The following is a 20,061-nucleotide window of genomic DNA, read 5'->3' as shown; positions in this document are numbered from 1 at the left end:
AACTGCACAGCCTTGCTGTACTGTTCCCCCCATGCGACTGACGAAGCTTGGCCATGCCTGCGTCCGGATCGAGCGCGGCGGCACCACCGTCGTGATCGACCCCGGCATGTTCACCGAGGCCGACGCGGTGCGCGGCGCCGACGCCGTCCTGATCACCCACGAACACTTCGACCACTTCGCGGAGGACCGGCTGCGGGCCGCCGTCGCGGCCGACCCGGGCCTGCGGATCTTCACCAACCGGGCGGTGGCCGGGCGGCTGGAGGGGATCGGCGCGCACGTCACGGTGGTCGGCGAGGGCGACGCCTTCGAGATCGACGGACTGGAGGTGAGCGTGCACGGCGAGTGGCACGCGGAGATCCACCCCGACATCCCCCGGGTCGGCAACATCGGCTTCCTGCTCGGCGGCAGCCTGTTCCACCCCGGCGACGCGCTCACCCTGCCGCCGCACCCGGTGGAGACCCTGCTGCTGCCGATCGCCGGTCCCTGGGCCAAGGTCTCCGAGCTGATCGACTACGTCCGCGAGGCGGGGCCGTCGCGGGCGCTGGCGATCCACGAGGCCGTCCTCAGCGACGTCGGCCGGATGGTCCACGGCCGGCTGCTCGGCGAGGGCGGCCCGGGTACCGGCGCGGAACTCACCCAGCTGGGCGTCGGCGAGGGCGTCGACCTGCCCGGCTGATTCGGCTGACCCGGCCGACCCGCCCGGCACTCCCGCCGGGCGGAACCGGGCGGTCCGGCGGATCCGTCCCCCCAGGCATGGACTACCTGCCGGAACTCCTCGCCGCGCTGCCCGCCCTGGACGCGGGCACCGCACCGCCCGGGCCGTGGCGGCTGCGCCGCGCCGGACTGCTGGACCTGTCGCCGACGGGGGAGTGCGTGATCGAGGACCCGCTCGGCGGCAGCGCGTACGCCCCCGGGGTCGGACCCGGCCCGCACCCCGTCTACCTGGTGGTCGACGAGGACGTCGAGCGGCCCGAAGTGCTCGCCGCCCTCCTGCACTTCGGGGCCACCGCGCCCGTCGAGGCCGACGACACCGGGGACCCCGTGCCCACCGGCTCGGGCCTGCTGCTGCTCCACGGACTCCCGCCGGCCAAGGTGCCCGCCCTGGTCGACCGGGCCCTTGCGGCGCTGCGCCGCGAGACCCCGACCGAGCACTGGAGCCGCGCCGACCATCTCGCCGGACACCTGTCCGCCGACCGGCCGCCCGTCGACGGCGAACCGGGGGACTTCGCCGAGGGCCACCTGCTGCTGCCCGACGCGGCGTCAGGCGGACCGGCGCTGGCGCTCCTGGTCGACCTGGACGGCTTCCGGCTGGTGCCCGTCCGCGACGCGGCGGGCGCCGTGACGGCCCTGCTGGTCCACCGCTGAGCACCGGCCGCCCGCGCGCCCGACCGCCCGTCAGGTCGGACGGCCGGGCCGGCGGGCGGTGCGGCGGGCGCGGACGGCTCAGGCCGTGACCGGCTCCGGGGCCGCGGTGAACGGGCGCCCGTCCAGCGTCCAGTGCGGATCCGGGACGATCTCCAGCGCCGCGTAGACGTGCGCCGCGACATCGGTGTGGTGCAGCGGCAGGACCGGGGCGCCGGGCGTGATGTCCGGGCCGCTGGCGGCGATCCAGGCGGTCCGTTCCACCTCGCTGCGCCCGCCGTGGCCGCCCTGGTCGACGTGGCCGTGGTCGGTCACCACGATCACCGTCCACTCCTCGGCGGCGTACCCGGGGCGGCTCTCGACGGCGGCCAGCAGCCGCCCGAGGCGGCGGTCGGCGGCCTCGGCCGAGCGGCGGTACTCCGCGCCGCAGCCCGTGAAGTGGGCGGTCTCGTCGACCGCGCCGAGGTAGACGAAGGACGCCTGCGGGTCGTCGTCACTGCGCCCGAGCACGTACTCGGCCTCCGCGGTGACCCGCTCGTCGACGACCTCCCAGGCCGCGGGGGTGTCCTCCAGCGGAGCGATGTACGACAGCCGGCCCGGCGCGGTGAACAGCGGGCCGCCGCTGCGGGCCAGGAACAGCGGCTCCCAGCCGCCGGCCGCGAAGGTCCGGCGGCGGTGGGTGGCGGCCAGCCGGGTGGTGAAGTCGGGGAACACGTCGAGCCGGTTCCCGCCGAGGTGGTTGCCGAGCACCCCGTGCTTGGCCGGGCCGACCCCGGTGACGATGGTCGCCCAGCAGGGTCCCGACATGGTCGGGGTCGCGTCGTCGACCATCACCGGCGCCAGGAAGCCGGCCTTCGCGACCGCGTCCAGGTGCGGGGTGTGCAGCTCGGGCAGCAGATCGAGGCGGACGCCGTCGATGCCGACGACCAGGACCCGGCGCGGGCCGGTGGGCCAGAGGCTGGACATGGGGAGGTGCTCCATCCGTACAGGTGTGGGGGCCTGCCCGGCACCCTAACCGGACTGACGTGCCGTCGGAACGCCCCCGGCCCGGGACTGCGGGGTCGACAGCCGCAGAGTTCGCCCGATGTCCGCCGGATGTTCGGCCGGAGTTCTCCCGCACCCGCCGGACGGCGGACCGCCGCCACCCCACCCGGCCACATCCCCGGCCCCGCCGCCGGGCTCCCGCCGGGGCCGCCGCCGTGGCCCGGGCGGGCCGGCGGTAGCCTGGTCGGCATGCTGAGGATCGGACTGACGGGCGGGATCGGCGCGGGCAAGAGCGAGGTGTCGCGACAGCTCGCCGAGCTCGGCGCAGTGATCGTCGACTCGGACCTGATCGCCCGCGAGGCGGTGGCCCCCGGCACCGACGGCCTGCGGGCGGTGGTGGCCGAGTTCGGGCCCGGCGTGCTGCTGGCCGACGGTTCGCTGGACCGGCCCGCGCTGGGCCGGATCGTGTTCGCCGACCCGGACCGGCTGGCGGCACTGAACGCGATCGTCCACCCCCGGGTACGGGCCCGGTCCGCCGAACTCGAGGCCGCCGCCGGGCCGGGCGACGTGGTGGTGCACGATGTGCCGCTGCTCGCCGAGAACGGCCTCGCCCCGCTCTACGACCTGGTCGTGGTGATCGACGTCCCGGACGGCATCCGGCTGGACCGGCTGGTCCGGCTGCGCGGCATGGCCGAGGACGAGGCCAGGGCCCGGATGGCCGCCCAGGCCACCCGCGAGGCCCGGCTCGCCGTCGCCGACCTGGTGATCGACAACAGCGGCCCGCTGGCCGACCTCGCCCCCCGGGTGCAGGAGGTCTGGCAGCGGCTGAAGGAGCGTCAGGCGGGCTGAGCCGCCGCCGCCCGACGCCCGGCCGCCGCGGCCAGCCCCCGGATCAGCGGGTGCACGGTCGTCCCGTCGCCCGCCAGCTCCGGCTGGAACAGCGTGGCCAGGTAGAACGGGTGCCCGGGCAGCTCCGCGATCCGCACCTCGCCCGCCTCGTCCCGCCCGCTGAACCGCAACCCGTGCGCCTGGAGCGCCGCCAGCTTCGGACCGCTCGGTCCGTACGAGCAGTGGTAGCGCTCGACCGTGCGCTGCGCCCCCAGCAGCCGGGCGGCCAGCGAGCCCGGGTCGAGCGTGACCACGCCCTCGTGGCCGACCAGCGAGCAGGCCAGCGGCTCGATCAGCGGGTCCGCCGCGCCCGGGTCGTTCTCGGCGTGCGCGGCCCCGGCCAGGCCGCAGACCGTCCGGGCGAACTCCAGCACCGCGTGCTGGAAACCCCCACAGGTGCCGAGGAACGGGACGGCCCCCTCGCGCGCCGTACGGGCCGCCGCCACAGCTCCCGCCTCACTGCGGTACGGGCTGCCCGGCACCAGCCAGACGGCGTCGAAGCCGGCCACCGCGTCCGGCTCGGCGGCCTCCTCGGTGGGGATCCAGTAGGCGTCGAGCGGCAGTCGGTCGCGCCGGGCGAGGACGTCCAGCAGGGCGGGGATGCGGGCGTGCGACCGGACACCGGCGGAGCGGTCGCCGACCAGGGCGAGCCGCGGGACGCGGTACGCGGTGGCGGGGCCGGCGGTGGCCCGGTCGGTGGTGGTGCCGTCGGTCGTGGCGTGGCCGGTCGTGGCGTGGCCGGTGGTGATGCGGTCGGTGGTGCTGTGGTCGGTCATACGGCCATCCTGGGCCGCCGAGCGGCATCAGCGCCAACGATCATCCATGACCGCCCGATCAGCTCCCCTGATGGACAGGTCCCGACCGGCCGACACCGTCCGGGCCCGCACAATGGGCTCATGGACCCGGTCTTCCTGCGCACCTTCACCGTCGTCGTCCGGCTGGCCTCCTTCTCGGCCGCGGCCCGCGAACTCGGGTACACCCAGTCCGCGGTCTCCCAGCAGGTGGCGGCCCTGGAGACGGACCTGGGCGCGGTGCTGCTGGAGCGCCGGCCGGTCCGGCCGACCGAGGCGGGGGAGCGGCTGCTGGAACACGCCGCCCCACTGCTGCTGCGGCTGGACGCCGCCCGCGCGGACATCCGGCGGCTGGCCGGGGCGCGGCCCGCCCGGCTGGTGGTCGGCGTGTCGGCGTGCGCCGTCACCGACCGGCTGGCCCGGGCACTGGCCGGGGTCCGCGGCTCCCACCCGCAGCTCGACCTGACCCTGCGGCAGTTGCCGCGTGCGGCGGTACCCGCCGAGGTCGCCACCGGGACGGCCGACCTCGGCCTGGTCGACGGCGTGGCCGCCCCCAGCGACCCGCTCGGCCACCCGGACGTCGGCCCGCTGCTCACCCGGGCCGTCGCCGAGGAACCGCTGGCCGTCGCCCTGCCCGCCGGACACCCGCTGGCCGGCCGCACCCACCTCGCCCTGTCCGGCCTCGCCGACGCCCGCTGGCTGGACGCCCCGGAGACCGCCATGCCGCTGGACCGGCTGCGGACGGCGACCGGCGTCGACGGGTTCCGCCCGGCGGCCCGGTACGAGGGCGGCGAACTGCGCGGCCTGCTCGCCCTGGTGGCCGCCGGCCACGGCCTCGCGCTGCTCCCGGCCGCCGTCCTGCGGGACGCACCCGGGGTGGTGGGGGTGCCACTGCGCTCGCCACGGCTGGTGCACCGCACCGAACTGGTCCATCCGGTGCCGGTACCCGGGAGCCCGGCGGCCCGCCTCGCCGAACTGCTCGACACGGCCGGGGCGGAGGGGCCGGAGGGGGCGGAGGGGGCGGACGGGGTGCAAGGATCACAATTCTGACGATGGTGTGACATCGGTGCCGGATCTGGTCAAGGTATGACCGTCACATGCCATGATCAGATCACGGGGGAGTCCTTCCGGCCCCGGGAGGACGCCGGACACCCGGGAGGCGGCGTCGCCACAGCCCGGACCGGGCGCCCCGTCACCGTCCCCCGCACCACGGGCAGTTGGGTTCCCCCACGGAGGCCGACGCCCAGATCGGAGCCCTCCAGTGGCACCCCGCCGCCCGCTGCACGCCGTCCTGGCCTACCCGAAGCACTCACCCGTGACCTTCGGCTACGTCTGCGTGCTGCTGGCCACCCACGCCTGGGTCAGCTACGGGCTGCCGGCCGACCGCTCCGCGTCCCTCCTGCGCCACATCAGCACCAACCTGACCAATCTCGCCGACCACCCGGTCCAGGCCCTGATCGGCAGCACGCTGTTCTTCGACGGCACCCTGACGGACGTGGCCTCGCTGGAGTTCCCCGCCACCTTCATCACCCTCGGCCTCGGCGTCTGCTGCTTCCTCGCCCGCGCGGAACGGCGCTGGGGGGCGCTGCGCGCGTTCGGGGTCTTCCTGGCCGGCCACATCGGCGCGACGCTGCTCACCGCGGTGGTCATCGTCCTCGCGCTCCGGCAGGGCTGGTACGACGACAGCGTGCGGGACACCCTCGACTTCGGCATCAGCTACGGCGCCCAGACCGTGCTGGCCGCCTGCACCGCCGGCCTGCCGCGCTGGGCCCGGCTGCCGTGGGCGGCCTTCGTCCTGGCCTGGCCGCTCGGCGGCGTCGACTGGTCCGAGCCGCTCCCGGACTTCACCACCATCGGCCACCTCCTCGCGGCCGCCCTCGGCTTCGCCCTCCTGCTGGCCCGCCCCGAGACCCGCTGGGGCCGTGCCACCCGCACCGCCACCGCCCCGGCGGCCGAGCCCGCGGCCGGCCCGCACCGGTCCTAGCGCCCGGCCGGGCGCCGGTCCGGGACCGGTCCGGAGGCCGGCGGCCGGACGGGCCCGCGGCTCCGGGGCGCCCCTCGACGGGCGGTGCGGGTGATCGGCGGCCGACAGCCCCCGCGGGACCGCCCCGGCGTCGAGGAGCGCCCGGCACTCGTCCGGCCCGATCGCCGGGTACTCCAGGCCGGCCAGGCCGGCGAGCTCCGGCGGGATCGGTGAGCGTGCCGGGGAGCGCCACCAGGCTGCGCACCCTCGGCAGCCCGGCGGTGGGGGCGAGAGCGAGGGTCCCGCCGCTCCGGCGGAGGATCCTCACGACCCCCTGGTCCGGATGCGCGGCGGATCCGAGGCCGGCCGGGTCGTGCCGGTCACCGGCCCGGGCCGGGCGTCAGGTCGATGGCGAACAGGTCACCGCCGTTGCTGGACGCGGCCGGGATCAGCCGAGTACGACCCGGTACGAGGGCGATCCGGGCGCACGCCCGGCCGGGCGGCTGGGGTACCTCCCGGCCGAAGGCCGGGGGAGCCGCGGCCCCCTCCGACGCGACTCTGCGAACGCGCCCGCGGGGATATCAGTCCTTCGGCTGGAGCAGGTCCCAGCGGTTGCCGTACAGGTCCTCGAAGACCGCGACCGTGCCGTACGGCTCGTACCGCGGCTCCTCGAGGAAGCGGACCCCGGCGGCGGTCATCCGGCCGTGGTCGGCCGCGAAGTCGTCGGTGATCAGGAAGTGGCCGACCCGGCCGCCGGTCTGGTCGCCGATCCGGGCCTCCTGCCCGGGGCCGTCGGCCCGGGCGAGCAGCAGGCCGGACTCGCGGGAGCCGCGCGGGGCGACCACCACCCAGCGCTTGCCTTCGCCGCGCGGGGTGTCCTCGCGCAGCTCGAAGCCGAGGGAGCCGACGTAGAACGCGATCGCCTCGTCGTAGTCGCGGACCAGCAGGGCGGTGAGGGAGATGTGGGACATGCCCGCGATTCTCCCAGGTCCCCGCCGGCCGGGCCCGCGCCCGGCCCCGCCCGGCCCGCGCCCGGCTACGCCTTGCGGCCGACCGCCGCCCAGATCGCCACCTCGTGGTCGGTCGGCTCGGGCTCCTGGTCGGGCCGCCACAGCGGCGCCGTGACCAGGCCCGGCTCGGCGAGCTCCAGCCCCTCGAAGAACCGTGCCACCTGCTCCCGGCTGCGCATGCTGAGCTGGGCGGTGGCGGCCCGGTAGACCGCCGGGCCCTTCGCGGCCTGCTCCGGGGTGGTGAAGTCCCCGGTGGCGTGCGAGAGCGCGAGGTGGCTGCCGGCCGGCAGGGCGTCCAGCAGGGTGCGCACGATGCCGTACGGGTCGTCCGCGTCGTCGATGAAGTGCAGGACGGCGAAGAGCAGCAGGCCGACCGGCCGGTCGAAGTCGATGACCGCCCGGACCTCCGGATCGGCCAGGATCGCCTTCGGGTCGCGCAGGTCGCCCTGGACCACGCTGACGCTGCCGCCGGCCGAGCCGGCCAGCAGGGCCCGGCCGTGGACCAGCACGATCGGGTCGTTGTCCACGTACGCGACCCGGGCCTGCGGCAGGATCTCCTGGGCGACCTCGTGGGTGTTGCCGGCGGTCGGTATGCCGGTGCCGATGTCCAGGAACTGGGTGATGCCCTGCTCGGCGAGGTGCCGCACCGCGCGCTGCAGGAAGGCGCGGTTGGCGCGGGCGCTGATCCGTACCAGCGGGCCCAGCGAGACGACCTGCTCGGCGGCCTCCCGGTCGGCCGGGAAGTTGTCCTTGCCGCCCAGGTAGTAGTCGTACATCCGGGCCGGGTGCGGCACGTCGGGACGCAGGTCGACCGGCACGTGCGGCTCCTCGTCCTCGCCCGACATCCAGTCCAGCGAGACGTCCTGATGGTCGGTCATCGGATTCCCCCCGTTGTGCTCGTGCTGTCGCAGGCAGCATAGACGGGACCGGCGGGATTGCCGGGGCACAACGGACAACTGGGTCCGCCCGGCATCCGCGGAGAGCCGCCCGCCGCTGCCCGCCGCTGCCCGCCGCCGTCCGTCCACCCGGGTCCGTCAGCCGTGCTCCGGCAGTGGCTCGGGGCCGGCCTCCGGGTCCCCGGTGCGCAGGTAGCGCGCGCCGCTGCCGGCCAGGCCGGCCCGGTCGTCGGCGTTGTAGAGCGCGCAGCGGGTCAGTGACAGGCAGCCGCAGCCGATGCAGCCCGTCAGCTTGCGCTTCATCAGCTCCAGCTCCGCGATCTGCTGGTCGATCCGGCCCTGCCAGGTCCGGGCGACGCCGTTCCACTCCTCGTGGTTGGGGGCCCGGTCGACCGGTAGCCGGTCCAGCGCCGTCCTGACCTCCTCCAGCGACAGTCCGACCTGCTGGGCGGCCCGGACGAACGCCACCCGGCGCAGCGTGGAGCGGGCGAACCGGCGCTGGTTGCCGGTGGTGCGCTCGGCGTGGATCAGGCCCATCCGCTCGTAGTAGCGCAGCGCGGAGGCGGCCAGGCCGCTGCGGGCGGCGAGCTGGCCGATGGTCAGGAGGTCGTGCCGGGACGGTCCCATGACTGCCGAGAATAGCGGCTTGACCTGAAGCTCACTTCAAGTTGCAGGATCTTGCCATGACCACCGCAGCCACCACCGAGCGGCAGTCCGCGGCCTCCCACGGCTTCGCCGACCTGCCCGACCTGCTCTCCCTGATGACCGGCGCCGAGAAGCACGGCGCGGCCGCCACCTCCACCCTCGACGTCCTGTGGGTGCTCTACGACCGGGTCCTGCGGATCTCCCCGGACACCGCCGACGCCCCCGACCGGGACAGGTTCCTGCTCTCCAAGGGCCACGGCCCGATGGCCTACTACGCCGTGCTGGCGGCCAAGGGCTTCCTGCCGGTCGACCTGCTGACCGGCTTCGGCACCTACGACTCCCCGCTCGGCCACCACCCGGACCGGCTGCTCGTCCCGGGCGCCGAGATCGGTTCCGGCTCGCTCGGGCACGGGCTGCCGCTCGCCGTCGGCACCACGCTCGGGCTGCGGGCCCGGGGGCTGACCGACCCGGCGGTGTGGGTGCTGCTCGGCGACGCGGAGTTCGACGAGGGCAGCAACCACGAGGCGGTGGCCTACGCCGGCGCGGCCGGGCTGGAGCGGCTGCACACCGTCGTGATCGACAACGACTCCGCCACGCACGGCTGGCGCGGCGGTATCGCTGCCCGGTTCGAGGCTGAGGGCTGGTCCGCCGAGACCGTCGACGGGCGCGACCACGAGGCCCTGTACCGCGCGTTCACCGCCCCGCACCCGGGCCGCCCGCACGCGGTGATCGCCCGGGTCGAGCCCAAGAACGCCTGAACGGCCCACTGCCCCGCCTCCGCTGACGCCCGCCGCTCCCGCCCCGCCGATCCCGCCACCACCCGCAGAGGAACCCAGATGGACACCGTCGAGACCATGCGAGACCGCTTCATCGACATCACCGCCGGCCTGCTCGACACCGATCCCCGGTTGGCGGTGGTGCTCGCGGACATCAGCGCGGCCGGTTTCGCGGACGCCGCCGTCCGCCACCCCCACCGGGTGATCAACGTCGGCATCCGCGAGCAGCTGCTGATCGGCGCGGCCGGCGGGCTGGCACTGGCGGGCCTGCGGCCGGTCGCGCACACCTTCGCCAGCTTCCTGGTCGAGCGCCCCTTCGAACAGGTCAAGCTCGACCTCGGCCACCAGGGCGTCGGCGCGGTCCTGGTGAGCGCCTCCGGCTCGTACGACTGGCCGGCCGGCGGGCGCACCCACATGGCACCCGGGGACGTCGCCCTGCTCGACACCCTGCCCGGCTGGAACGTCCACGTCCCCGGCCACCCCGACGAGGCCGAGGCGCTGCTGCGGCACGCCGTGGCGGCCGGCGACAGCCTCCAGTACGTGCGGCTGTCCGTGCACAGCAACGCGCACGCGCTGCCGGTCGAGCCCGGGCGCTTCCTGACGGTCCGGCAGGGCAACGGGCCGGTGGTGCTGGCGGTCGGGCCGATGCTGGACGCGGTGCTCATGGCCACCGACGGGCTGGACGTCACCGTGCTGTACGCCGCCACCGTCCGGCCGTTCGACGCGGCGGGCCTGCGGGGCGCCCTCGGCGGCGCCGCCGACGTGGTCCTGGTCGAGCCCTACCTGGCGGGCACCTCCGCCAACGCCGCCCACGACGCGCTCGCCCACCTCCCGCACCGCGTCCTCGCCCTCGGCGTCCCCCGCGAGGAGCACCGCCACTACGGCACCATCCCCGAGCACCTGGCCGCGTACGGCCTCGACGCGGCGGGCCTGCGGCGGCGGATCACCGACTTCCTGGACCACGGCCGCGCGGTGTGAGACCCGGGGCCCGGGCGGGCCGTTCGCGCCGTCGCCGTCGTGGGGCGGGGGTGTTCCCGGTTCGCGTAGTTCCCCGCGCCCCTGGGGAGTGCCCGTCGGAGCGGAGAGTTCGGCCGGTCGGCCCGGTGGGCGGGGGTGTGCGTCGTTCGCCGTGTCCGGGCGGGGGGGTGTTCCCGTTCCGCGCAGTTCCCCGCGCCCCTGGGGGGGCAGTCGGGGGTCTCAGCCGACGCGGATCACCGCCGTCGAGTCGGGGCCGAGCACCAGTGTCCCGTCGCCGCCGGGCCGGGCCTCGCCGAAGGCGGCGAGGGTCTGTGCGTAGGGGGCGTCGAGGGGGACGGCGGTGGTCCCGGTGCCGCCGATCCGCACGGCGACGCGGTACGGGCCGCGCCGCACCACCAGCACCCCCGCCGCGCGGTCGTGGTCGACCCGGACCGCCGCGAGGTCGGGGTCCATCAGCTCGGGCGCGGTGCGCCGCAGGCGGATCAGCTGCCGGTACCAGTCGAGCAGACGGGCGTGCCGGGGGAGGGCGGGCTCGGACCAGTCCAGGGTGGAGCCGAGGACGGTGGAGCGGGCCTGCGGATCGGGGACGTCCTCCGCGGCCCAGCCGTGTTCGGCGAACTCCCGTCGCCGCCCCTGCCGGACGGCCTCGGCGAGCCCCGGGTCGGTGTGGTCGGTGAAGTACTGCCAGGGGGTGGCCGCCCCCCACTCCTCGCCCATGAAGAGCATCGGCGTGAACGGCGAGGTCAGCACCAGCGCCGCGCCCGCCGCGAGGCGGCCCTGCGGCAGCGAGGCGGACAGCCGGTCCCCGGTGGCCCGGTTGCCGACCTGGTCGTGGGTCTGCAGGTAGCCGAGCAGCCGGTGCCCGTACCCGGTGGGGAACGGGCGGCCGTGCCGGCGCCCGCGGAACGTCGACCGGGTGCCGTCGTGGAAGAACCCGCGGGTCAGCGTCCTGGCCACGGCCGCGTACGGGTCCTCGGCGAAGTCGCCGTAGTAGCCCTGGGATTCGCCGGTCAGCAGGGTGTGCAGGGCGTGGTGGAAGTCGTCGCTCCACTGCGCGGTCAGCCCGAGGCCGCCGGCCTGGCGCGGGTTGGTGGTCCGCGGGTCGTTCAGATCGGACTCGCCGACCAGGAACAGCGGCCGGCCGGTCGCCGCCGCCAACCGGTCGACCTCGGTGCCGAGTTCCTCCAGGAACGGCAGCGCCCGGTCGTCCGCCAGGGCGTGTACGGCGTCCAGCCGCAGCCCGTCGATCCGGTAGTCCCGCAGCCAGCCGAGGGCGCTGCCGATCAGGTAGTCGCGGACCTCGTCGGAGCCCGGCGCGTCCAGGTTGACCGCGGCGCCCCACGGCGTGTGGTGCCGCTCGGTGAAGTACGGGCCGAACGCGGGCAGGTAGTTGCCGGACGGCCCGAGGTGGTTGTGGACCACGTCCAGCACCACGCCCAGCCCGTGCCGGTGCGCCGCGTCGACGAACCGCTTCAGCCCGTCCGGGCCGCCGTACGGCTCGTGCACCGCCCACAGCGACACCCCGTCGTAGCCCCAGCCGTACCGGCCGGGGAACGGGCAGACCGGCATCAGCTCGACCAGGTCAACCCCCAGCCCGACCAGGTGGCCGAGCCGCTCGGCGGCCGCGTCGAAGGTCCCCGCCGGGGTGAACGTCCCCACGTGCAGCTCGTACAGCACCGACCCGGGCAGGGCCCGGCCCGACCAGGCGGAGTCCGACCAGGCGAAGGCGGAGTGGTCGACGGCCCGGCTGGGGCCGTCGGGCCCGTACGGCTGGCGCGGCGACCGCGGGTCGGGCAGCGCCGGACCGCCGTCGAGGCGGAAACCGTAGTCCCCGGCGGGCGCCTCGCCCTGCCACCAGCCGGGCCGCCCGCCGTCCGGCCGCAGCGGGTGCGCCGTACCCGCCACCTCCACCTCGACCCGGCCGGCGGCCGGCGCCCACACCTCGTACCGCCGCGCCCCCGTCACGGCCGCGGCCCCGGCGTCAGCAGCGCGACCGGGAGGTGTTCCAGCAGCTCGGCGACGCGCGCCGGGCCGCCCGGGAAGTGGCGCCCGGTCAGCTCGTCGGTCCACGACCCCGGCGGCAGGGCCAGCGCGGTGTCCGCCCAGCCGCCGCGCCGGTGCAGCCCGTACGGCAGCCGGGTGGCCAGCGCCAGCACGTCCTCGCCGCGGCCGAAGGCGAGCAGGTGCTCGGCGGCCGGGCCGGTCGCGGCCAGCGGGCGGTACGGGCCGAACGGGCGGGTGCGGCGCAGGTGCAGCGCGGTGGTGGTCAGGTGCAGCTTCTCGCGGGCGAGGTCGCCGGGCCGGTCGGCCGGTGAGTCGGTCAGCCGGACGGCGAGCGCGCCGAGGTCGACCGGCGCCCGGTTGTCCGGGTCGACCAGGGTGTACAGCGGCTCCTCGCTGCCCTGGTAGAGGTCGGGCACCCCGGGCGCGGCCAGCTGCAGCAGCGCCGCGGAGAGGCTGTTGCTGCGGGCGAACGGCGCCAGCAGCTGGACCAGGCCGTCGATCCGCGGGCAGAGCCCGATGTTGCCGAGCACCCCCCGGGCGTACTCGGTCAGCCGTCGTTCGAACCCCTCGTCGGGCGCCGTCCAGGAGGTGTGCACCTTGGCCTCGCGGGCCGACTTCAGCAGGGTGCCGACCAGCCGTTCGGGGCCGATCGGCCAGGCGGCGACCAGGGTCTGCCACAGCAGCCAGGCCGTGGGGCGGTCCGGGCACGGGCCCGCGGCCGTGGTCCAGGCCGCGCACTCGGCCGCCCACAGCTCGGGCAGCTCGGTGAGCACGGCCAGCCGGGCCCGGGCGTCCGCGCTGCGCTTGGTGTCGTGGGTGGACAGCGCCGTCATGGCGTACGGCCGGTGCCGCTCCAGCTCGGTGCACCAGCGGTGGAAGTCGGCCGGGCGCACCCCCGGGCGGCCGGGGTCGCCGCCGACCTCGTTCAGGGCGAGCAGCGCGGTCCAGCGGTAGAACGCGGTGTCCTCGACGCCCTTGGCGGCCACCGCCGACGCGGTCTGCCCGAACCGGGCGCAGAACTCGTCCTTCGCCGGGCTGCGCCCGAGCCGCCCGAGCGCCAGGTCGCGGACCAGGGCGACGGTCGGCCCGGGCTCCTCGCCGGTCTCGCGCAGCGCCTCGAAGACGGTGTCGAACTCCCCGACCGCCTCCGCCGGGGCGCTCTCGCCCGGCACCACGTACGGCCGGTAGACCGGGTACTCGGTGAGCAGCGCCCGCAGGGCGTGCCGCAGCTCGCCCGCGCCGTGGTCGGCGAGGGCCGGTTCGGCGGCGCAGATCCGGGCGGCGAGCCGGACGGCGCGCTCCACCTCGGCGGCCAGCTCGCCGTCGGGGGCGGTCAGCTCGGCGCGGGCCAGCCGACCCGCCTCGGCGGCGCCGGTCCGGTCGGCGACGTCCCGCTGGTAGGCGGTGACCAGCCGCTCGGCACCGGCGTGGTCGGTCAGCACGCCGTCGATCCGGCGCAGCGCGTCGTACCCGGTGGTGCCGGCGCACGGCCAGTCGGCGGGCAGCCGCTCGTCACCCGTGAGGATCTTCTCCACCACCGTGTAGGCGCCGCCGGTGGCCGCGGCGAGCTGCCGCAGGTAGCCGCGCGGGTCGGCGAGGCCGTCGGGGTGGTCGATCCGGAAGCCGTCGAGCACCCCTTCGGCGTGCAGCCGCAGCAGGGTGCGGTGGGTGGCCTCGAAGACCTCCGGGATCTCGACCCGGACCGCGATCAGCTCGTTGACGGTGAAGAACCGCCGGTAGTTCAGCTCCTCGGAGGACAGCCGCCACCAGGCCAGCCGGTACCACTGGCGGGCCAGCAGCCGCTCCAGCGGCAGCGCCTCGGTGCCGGGCCGCAGCGGGAAGGCGTGGTCGTGGTAGCGCAGCACGTCGCCGTCGACGGTGAGCTGGTCGAGGACGGCGCCGAGCCGGTCGCCGAGCAGCGGCAGCAGCAGGCGGCCGCGCCCGGGCGCGTCCTCGGGGCCGGGCTGGGCGGTCCAGTCGATGTCGAACCAGGGGGCGTACGGCGAGTCGGGGCCGTCGCGCAGGACCTCCCACAGCGGCCGGTTGAGCTGCTCGGGGACGGGCAGCGCCATGTGGTTGGGGACCACGTCGGCGATCAGGCCGAGGCCGTGCCGGCGGGCCTCGGCGGCCAGCGCGTGCAGCGCCTGCTCACCGCCGAGCTGCTCGCTGATCCGGGTGTGGTCGACGGTGTCGTACCCGTGGGTGGAGCCGGGGACGGCCTCCAGCAGCGGCGACAGGTGCAGGTGCGAGACGCCGAGGGCGGCCAGGTAGGGCACCGCGCGCTCGGCGTCGTGCAGGGTGAAGCCGGGCTGGAGCTGGAGCCGGTAGCTGGCCGTCGGCGGTCGGGCGGCGGCTGAGGTCATGCGGTGATGCCTACCCGTGCGGCGGGCGGGTTACCTCCGTCCTGGTACGAATGGCGCAGTGCGGCGGTGGTGGCGGGGGCCAGGGCCGGGCCGGGGCCGGGGGTGGGGCGGCTCAGGCGGGCCGCTGGAGGACCAGCAGGGAGCGGTCGGCGAGCCACAGGGTGTCGCCGGCCTTCACCCGGGTGCCGGTGCCGGGGGCGGGCAGCACCGGCAGGGTGGTGTCGACCACCACCACCCAGGCCTCGCCGTGGCCGGCCGGGACGGTGAACTCCAGCTGTTCGGAGCTGGCGTTGAAGAGCAGCAGGAAGGAGTCGTCGACGATCTTCCCGCCGCGCCGGTCGGGCTCGGAGATGGCGTTGCCGTTGAGGAAGACGGTCAGCGACTTGGCGTAGCTGGTGGACCAGTCCCGCTTGGTCATCTCCTCGCCCGCGGGGGTGAACCAGGCGATGTCGGTGAGGTCGTCGTGGGTGCCGGAGACCGGGCGGCCGTGGAAGAAGCGGCGGCGCCGGAACACCGGGTGGTCGCGGCGCAGCCAGATCATGCCCTGGGTGAACTCCAGCAGCTCGGCCTGCGGCCCGCGACCCTCGGGCCAGTGCACCCAGGTGAGCTCGTTGTCCTGGCAGTAGGCGTTGTTGTTGCCCTGCTGGGTCCGGCCGAGCTCGTCGCCGTGCGAGAGCATCGGGACGCCCTGGGAGAGCATCAGGGTGGCGATGAAGTTGCGCTGCTGGCGGGCGCGGAGCGCGAGCACGGCCTGGTCCTCGCTGTCGCCCTCGGCGCCGCAGTTCCAGGAGCGGTTGAAGGACTCGCCGTCCCGGCTGTCCTCGTGGTTGGCCTCGTTGTGCTTGTCGTTGTACGAGACCAGGTCGCGCAGGGTGAAGCCGTCGTGGCAGGTGACGAAGTTGATGGAGGCGATCGGGCGGCGGCCGTCGTCCTGGTAGAGGTCGGAGGAGCCGGTCAGCCGGGAGCCGAACTCGGCCAGTGTCGCGGTCTCTCCGCGCCACAGGTCGCGGACGGTGTCGCGGTACATGCCGTTCCACTCGGTCCACAGCGGCGGGAAGTTGCCGACCTGGTAGCCGCCCTCGCCGAGGTCCCAGGGCTCGGCGATCAGTTTGGCCTGGGAGACCACCGGGTCCTGCTGGACCAGGTCGAAGAACGAGGACAGCCGGTCGACCTCGTGGAACTGCCGTGCCAGGGTGGCCGCGAGGTCGAAGCGGAAGCCGTCGACGTGCATCTCGGTGACCCAGTAGCGCAGCGAGTCCATGATCATCTGTAGGACGTGCGGGCTGCGCATCAGCAGGCTGTTGCCGGTGCCGGTGGTGTCCTCGTAGAACCGCTGGTCCTTGGCGAGCCGGTAGTACGAGACGTTGTCCAGGCCGCGGAAGGAGAGCGTCGGGCCGAGGTGGTTGCCCTCGGCGGTGTGGTTGTAGACCACGTCGAGGATCACCTCGATGCCGGCCGCGTGCAGCGCCTTCACCATCGACTTGAACTCCTGCACCTGCTGTCCGCGGTCCCCGGTGGAGGAGTACGAGGAGTGCGGGGCGAAGAAACCGATGGTGTTGTAGCCCCAGTAGTTGGACAGGCCGAGGTCCCGGAGCCGGTGGTCGCGGACGAACTGGTGCACCGGCATCAGCTCGATGGCGGTGACGCCCAGCTTGGCCAGGTGCTCGATCACCGCAGGGTGGGCCAGCGCCGCGTAACTGCCGCGGATCTCCTCGGGGATGCCGGGGTGCAGCTTGGTCAGGCCCTTGACGTGGGCCTCGTAGAGCACGGTGCGGTGGTAGTCGGTGCGCGGCGGCCGGTCGGTGCCCCAGTCGAAGTACGGGTTGATCACCACCGAGTGCATGGTGTGCGGGGCGGAGTCCAGGTCGTTGCGCCGCTCGGGGGCGCCGAAGTGGTACCCGTACACCGACTCGTCCCAGTCGATGTTCCCGCTCATCGCCTTGGCGTACGGGTCCAGCAGCAGCTTGGCGCTGTTGTGCCGCTGGCCGAGGCCCGGGTTGTGCGGGCCGTGCACCCGGAAGCCGTACCGCTGGCCCGGCTGGACGCCGGGCAGGTAGGCGTGCCGGACGAAGGCGTCCGTCTCGCGCAGCTCGATGGCGGTCTCCGAGCCGTCCTCCGCGATCAGGCACAGCTCGATCCGGTCGGCGCTCTCGGAGAACACCGCGAAGTTGGTGCCGGCTCCGTCGTAGGTGGCGCCGAGCGGGTACGGCTGCCCTGGCCAGACCTGCATATGTCCTCAACTTCCGTGTAGCGGACGGTCATTGGCGCCCCAAGCCGGTGTTCCCGGCGGAGCCCCGCGGCATGTACCACCCGTCCGTACCGTGACGCACGGCACATGTCGCATACTCCCCAACGGCTGCCCGCAGACCGAACCCATTCACCACTTGTTCGCCCGAACGGGTGTCCGTTGGCCGAAAGTGACGGTGTTTCGACGCGCGTGACCGGTCAGTTGATCGGATCGTCGTGCCGCCAACGGGCTGCGCCCCGCGTGAGCGGGGCAGTACCCTTGATCGTCCGGCACGCCCACCGGACCGCGTGCCGGCCCAGGACACCACCCGGGCCGCCACGGTTGAGACCGTGTCAGTGGACGGCCCGTCACCCCGGTGAGCGGAAGGCCGAGAGGTGAGGTGGCGCATGGGGTTCCCCGCCGACGGCCAGGGCGGGCCCGAGCAGGGCTCCCGGCGCAGCGAGGCGCCCACCCTGGTGATGCGGCCCTCCGGCGGCCCGCGCACCACCGTCCCGGGCCAGGCCGGCCCGGTCGAGGGCCCGCTGATGGCCTGGACCGCCGGCGAGTGGGAGAGCGCCTACCGCCGGGTCCGGCTGGCCGGCCGGGCCTACGTCTGGCTCAACCTGGTCGAGCAGAAGATGCGCGCCCTGGTCGACGTGGTGCTGCGCCCGCTGTACGCGCCCGCGCACGGCGAGGACTGGGTCACCGCCGCGGCCGGACCGGCCGGCGAGGAGTGGGTGCACCGCGCCGCCGCCGTCCGCGAGGTCAGCCGCCGCAAGGGCTACCTGCTCGACCCGGCCGACGACGACCCGCTGGTCTTCCTCACCCTGCCCCAGCTGCGCGAGCTGATGGTGCAGCACTGGCCCTGCTTCGAGCCGTACCTGGTGGACCGCCGCGAGGTCGAACTGGCGCTGGACGAGCTGGAGGTCGCCCGGCACGTGGTCTCCCGCAACCGCAGCCTGTCGCAGACCGTGCTCGATCAGACCGAGCGCGCCGCCGCCCGGCTGCTCGCGCTGCTCGACGGCGGCCACGGCGGGGTGCCCGCCGACGTGGTCGAGGAACTGGTCGCCGGCCGCTACGCCGACGTGGTCGCGGTCCACGCCGACCGGGTCGGCCTGCAGCGCGAACTGCCCGTCGAGGACCTGCTGGACGGCGCCCGCCGGCTGGACGCGGTCGGCATCGGGCTCGGCATGCTCTGCCAGAACTACACCGGCAAGCGGCTGGTCCGGCTCGCCACCGACGGCTGCCGGGTCCGGCTGCTGTTCCTCAACCCCGCCTCCAGCGCCGTCCGCCGCCGCGAGCGCGAGCTCGGCATCGGCCGCGGCGAACTGTCCCGCTCGATCGAGATGAACATCATGCACGTGCGCCGGGTCCGGGCCCGGCTGCGCGACCAGGGCGGCTTCGAGATCCGGGTCTTCGACGAGATGCCCCGCTTCACCGCGTACCTGGTCGAGGGCCCGCGCACGGCCGGGCCCGGCGGCCGCCGCCGCTCCACCGACTACGGCGTGGTCCAGCCCTACCTGCGCCGGGCCCGCGGCATCGAGTCGCCGGCCCTGGTGCTGCGCGGCGGGGCCGGGCAGGAGCCGGGCGGCACCGAACCGGGCCTGCTCGAGGTCTACCGGGAGGAGTTCGAGGGCGTCTGGGCGGACTCCAGGGCGGTCTCCTGACCGTCGGACGGCCGGGCCGCCCGGCGCCCCGGCCACGGGCCTGCGCCAGCCGGCCCAGCGCGGGTTGCCGCCGCCGATCACCACGGATACCAACAGGTGAGCGGCCCGCCCCCCGATCCGGACGGCCGCGGCCCGCACCTCCGTGACCCAGGGAGCCCGCCCGATGACCAGTCAGCCCGCCACCGAGGCCGGCCCGGACCGCCGCAGTCTGCTGAGGACGGCCGCCCTCGCCACCGGCGCCCTCGCCCTGCCGGTCACCGCCGCCACCACCGCACCCACCGCCGGGGCGGCCGAACCGGCCCCGGCCACCCGGCGGATCCCCTTCCTCGGCCCGCACCAGGCCGGGGTCACCACCCCGGCGCAGCCCTTCGCCACGTTCGCCGCCTGCAACGTCCAGGCCGCCGACCGGGCCGCGCTCGAGCAGCTGCTGCGCACCCTGACCCGGCGGATCGGCTACCTCACGGCCGGCGGCCCGCCGCCCGACCCGGCCGGGGACAGCGGGATGCTCGGGCCCGTCGTCCCGGCGGACGGCCTCACCGTCACGGTCGGCGTCGGCGCCTCGCTGTTCGACCAGCGGTACGGCCTGTCCGCCGCCCGGCCGGTGCGGCTGACCGCGATGCGGTCCTTCCCCGGCGACCGGATGCAGGACGGCGCCACCGACGGCGACCTCTCGCTGCAGATCTGCGCGGACAGCCGCGACACCGTGCTGCACGCACTGCGCGACCTGCTGCTGCACAGCGCGGGCGCGCTGCAGCTGCGCTGGCGGGTCGACGGCTTCCAGAACGCCTCCCGCCCCGACGGCGCCCAGCGCAACCTGATGGGCTTCAAGGACGGCATCGCCAACCCCGACACCGGCTCCGACCGCGAGATGGACCGGCTGGTCTGGGTCGGCCCGGGCAGGGGCGAGCCCGCCTGGGCGGTCGGCGGCAGCTACCAGGTGATCCGGGTGATCCGGATGCGCGCCGAGGCCTGGGACGCCGTACCGCTCGCCGCCCAGGAGGCGGTCATCGGCCGCCACAAGGACAGCGGCGCCCCGCTCGGCGGCGCCGCCGAGACCGACCAGCCCGACTTCGCCACCACCCCGCAGGGCTCGCCGGTCCCGCCGGACGCGCACATCAGGCTGGCCAACCCGCGCAACCGGGAGAGCGCCGACAGCCGGATCCTGCGCCGCGGCTACAACTACGACCGCGGCGCCGACGCCGCCGGCGGACTCGACCTCGGCCTGCTGTTCTGCTGCTACCAGCAGGACGTGGCCCGCCAGTTCGAGGCCGTGCAGACCCGGCTCGACGGCGAGCCGCTGGCCGCCTTCACGGTGCCCACCGGCGGCGGCTACTTCTTCGCGCTGCCGGGCGTGCGGGACGCGGAGGACTGGCTCGGACGCGGCCTGCTGACCGGCTGACCGCCGCCGTCCCTCCGCCCCGGCCGCCGGGCCGCCGTCCGTCCGCGAACGGCGGCCCGGCGGCCGGGCTGTCACAGGTGCAGGCCATGATGGAGCCCGTCACGGCAG

17 protein-coding genes are annotated in these 20,061 nt (G+C 75.4%); 9 read left to right on the top strand and 8 right to left on the bottom strand.

Annotation, left to right across the window (positions count from 1 at the left end):
* Positions 1–31: 31 nt before the first annotated feature.
* Together AC2TEW_RS17775 and AC2TEW_RS17770 are read left to right on the top strand one after the other, a co-directional pair.
* Complete coding sequence (locus tag AC2TEW_RS17775; protein ID WP_484624338.1) at positions 32–676, top strand: MBL fold metallo-hydrolase; 645 nt, start codon at positions 32–34, stop codon at positions 674–676.
* A gap of 77 nt (positions 677–753) precedes the next feature.
* A complete protein-coding gene (locus tag AC2TEW_RS17770) occupies positions 754–1,365 on the top strand; it encodes a hypothetical protein (RefSeq protein WP_484624337.1) in 612 nt (203 codons plus the stop codon).
* A gap of 78 nt (positions 1,366–1,443) precedes the next feature.
* On the opposite strand, the gene AC2TEW_RS17765 is transcribed toward AC2TEW_RS17770, so the two are convergent.
* Positions 1,444–2,328 carry an alkaline phosphatase family protein gene (locus tag AC2TEW_RS17765; protein WP_484624336.1) on the bottom strand — a complete coding sequence of 295 codons (885 nt, stop codon included), beginning with the start codon at positions 2,326–2,328 and terminating at the stop codon, positions 1,444–1,446.
* A gap of 267 nt (positions 2,329–2,595) precedes the next feature.
* On the opposite strand from AC2TEW_RS17765, the gene coaE reads away from it, so the two are divergent.
* The gene (coaE, locus tag AC2TEW_RS17760; protein WP_484624335.1) at positions 2,596–3,195 is read left to right on the top strand and encodes a dephospho-CoA kinase; all 600 of its coding nucleotides are present in this window, start codon (positions 2,596–2,598) and stop codon (positions 3,193–3,195) included.
* On the opposite strand, the gene AC2TEW_RS17755 is transcribed toward coaE, so the two are convergent.
* Positions 3,183–4,010: a CTP synthase C-terminal region-related (seleno)protein gene (locus AC2TEW_RS17755; protein ID WP_484624334.1), complete on the bottom strand. Its 828-nt coding sequence runs from the start codon at positions 4,008–4,010 to the stop codon at positions 3,183–3,185. The genes coaE and AC2TEW_RS17755 overlap by 13 nt on opposite strands.
* A 120-nt stretch (positions 4,011–4,130) precedes the next feature.
* Between AC2TEW_RS17755 and AC2TEW_RS17750 the strand changes: the two genes are divergently transcribed.
* Positions 4,131–5,075: a LysR family transcriptional regulator gene (locus tag AC2TEW_RS17750; protein ID WP_484624333.1), complete on the top strand. Its 945-nt coding sequence runs from the start codon at positions 4,131–4,133 to the stop codon at positions 5,073–5,075.
* Between the two features lie 211 nt (positions 5,076–5,286).
* Complete coding sequence (locus tag AC2TEW_RS17745; protein ID WP_484624332.1) at positions 5,287–6,009, top strand: rhomboid-like protein; 723 nt, start codon at positions 5,287–5,289, stop codon at positions 6,007–6,009.
* Positions 6,010–6,569: 560 nt separating this feature from the next.
* Here the strand turns inward: AC2TEW_RS17745 and AC2TEW_RS17740 are convergent.
* The 3 genes from AC2TEW_RS17740 to soxR form a co-directional block, all read right to left on the bottom strand.
* Entirely contained in the window at positions 6,570–6,959 is a 390-nt protein-coding gene (locus tag AC2TEW_RS17740) for a VOC family protein (RefSeq protein ID WP_484624331.1), read from the bottom strand.
* Positions 6,960–7,024: 65 nt separating this feature from the next.
* The gene (locus tag AC2TEW_RS17735) at positions 7,025–7,876 is read right to left on the bottom strand and encodes an SAM-dependent methyltransferase (protein WP_484624330.1); all 852 of its coding nucleotides are present in this window, start codon (positions 7,874–7,876) and stop codon (positions 7,025–7,027) included.
* A gap of 156 nt (positions 7,877–8,032) precedes the next feature.
* The gene (gene soxR, locus AC2TEW_RS17730) at positions 8,033–8,521 is read right to left on the bottom strand and encodes a redox-sensitive transcriptional activator SoxR (protein ID WP_484624329.1); all 489 of its coding nucleotides are present in this window, start codon (positions 8,519–8,521) and stop codon (positions 8,033–8,035) included.
* Between the two features lie 56 nt (positions 8,522–8,577).
* Between soxR and AC2TEW_RS17725 the strand changes: the two genes are divergently transcribed.
* Together AC2TEW_RS17725 and AC2TEW_RS17720 are read left to right on the top strand one after the other, a co-directional pair.
* Entirely contained in the window at positions 8,578–9,297 is a 720-nt protein-coding gene (locus AC2TEW_RS17725) for a thiamine pyrophosphate-binding protein (RefSeq protein ID WP_484624328.1), read from the top strand.
* 78 nt (positions 9,298–9,375) lie between these two features.
* The gene (locus tag AC2TEW_RS17720; protein ID WP_484624327.1) at positions 9,376–10,293 is read left to right on the top strand and encodes a transketolase family protein; all 918 of its coding nucleotides are present in this window, start codon (positions 9,376–9,378) and stop codon (positions 10,291–10,293) included.
* Positions 10,294–10,512: 219 nt separating this feature from the next.
* Here AC2TEW_RS17720 and treZ read toward each other — a convergent pair whose 3' ends face one another.
* From treZ to glgX, 3 genes are all read right to left on the bottom strand, one after another.
* Entirely contained in the window at positions 10,513–12,258 is a 1,746-nt protein-coding gene (gene treZ / locus AC2TEW_RS17715) for a malto-oligosyltrehalose trehalohydrolase (RefSeq protein ID WP_484624326.1), read from the bottom strand.
* Complete coding sequence (treY, locus tag AC2TEW_RS17710) at positions 12,255–14,660, bottom strand: malto-oligosyltrehalose synthase (protein ID WP_484624325.1); 2,406 nt, start codon at positions 14,658–14,660, stop codon at positions 12,255–12,257. Before treY ends, treZ begins: the two co-directional genes overlap by 4 nt.
* Before the next feature lie 112 nt (positions 14,661–14,772).
* A complete protein-coding gene (gene glgX, locus AC2TEW_RS17705; protein ID WP_484624324.1) occupies positions 14,773–16,890 on the bottom strand; it encodes a glycogen debranching protein GlgX in 2,118 nt (705 codons plus the stop codon).
* Between the two features lie 404 nt (positions 16,891–17,294).
* On the opposite strand from glgX, the gene AC2TEW_RS17700 reads away from it, so the two are divergent.
* A complete protein-coding gene (locus AC2TEW_RS17700) occupies positions 17,295–18,554 on the top strand; it encodes a DUF5919 domain-containing protein (protein ID WP_484624323.1) in 1,260 nt (419 codons plus the stop codon).
* Positions 18,555–18,717: 163 nt separating this feature from the next.
* The gene (gene efeB / locus AC2TEW_RS17695; protein ID WP_484624322.1) at positions 18,718–19,953 is read left to right on the top strand and encodes an iron uptake transporter deferrochelatase/peroxidase subunit; all 1,236 of its coding nucleotides are present in this window, start codon (positions 18,718–18,720) and stop codon (positions 19,951–19,953) included.
* Positions 19,954–20,061 lie beyond the last annotated feature (108 nt).

Source organism: Kitasatospora sp. NEAU-CNBT7 (genome assembly GCF_057220535.1).
This window is presented reverse-complemented; position numbering and strand designations above follow the sequence as displayed.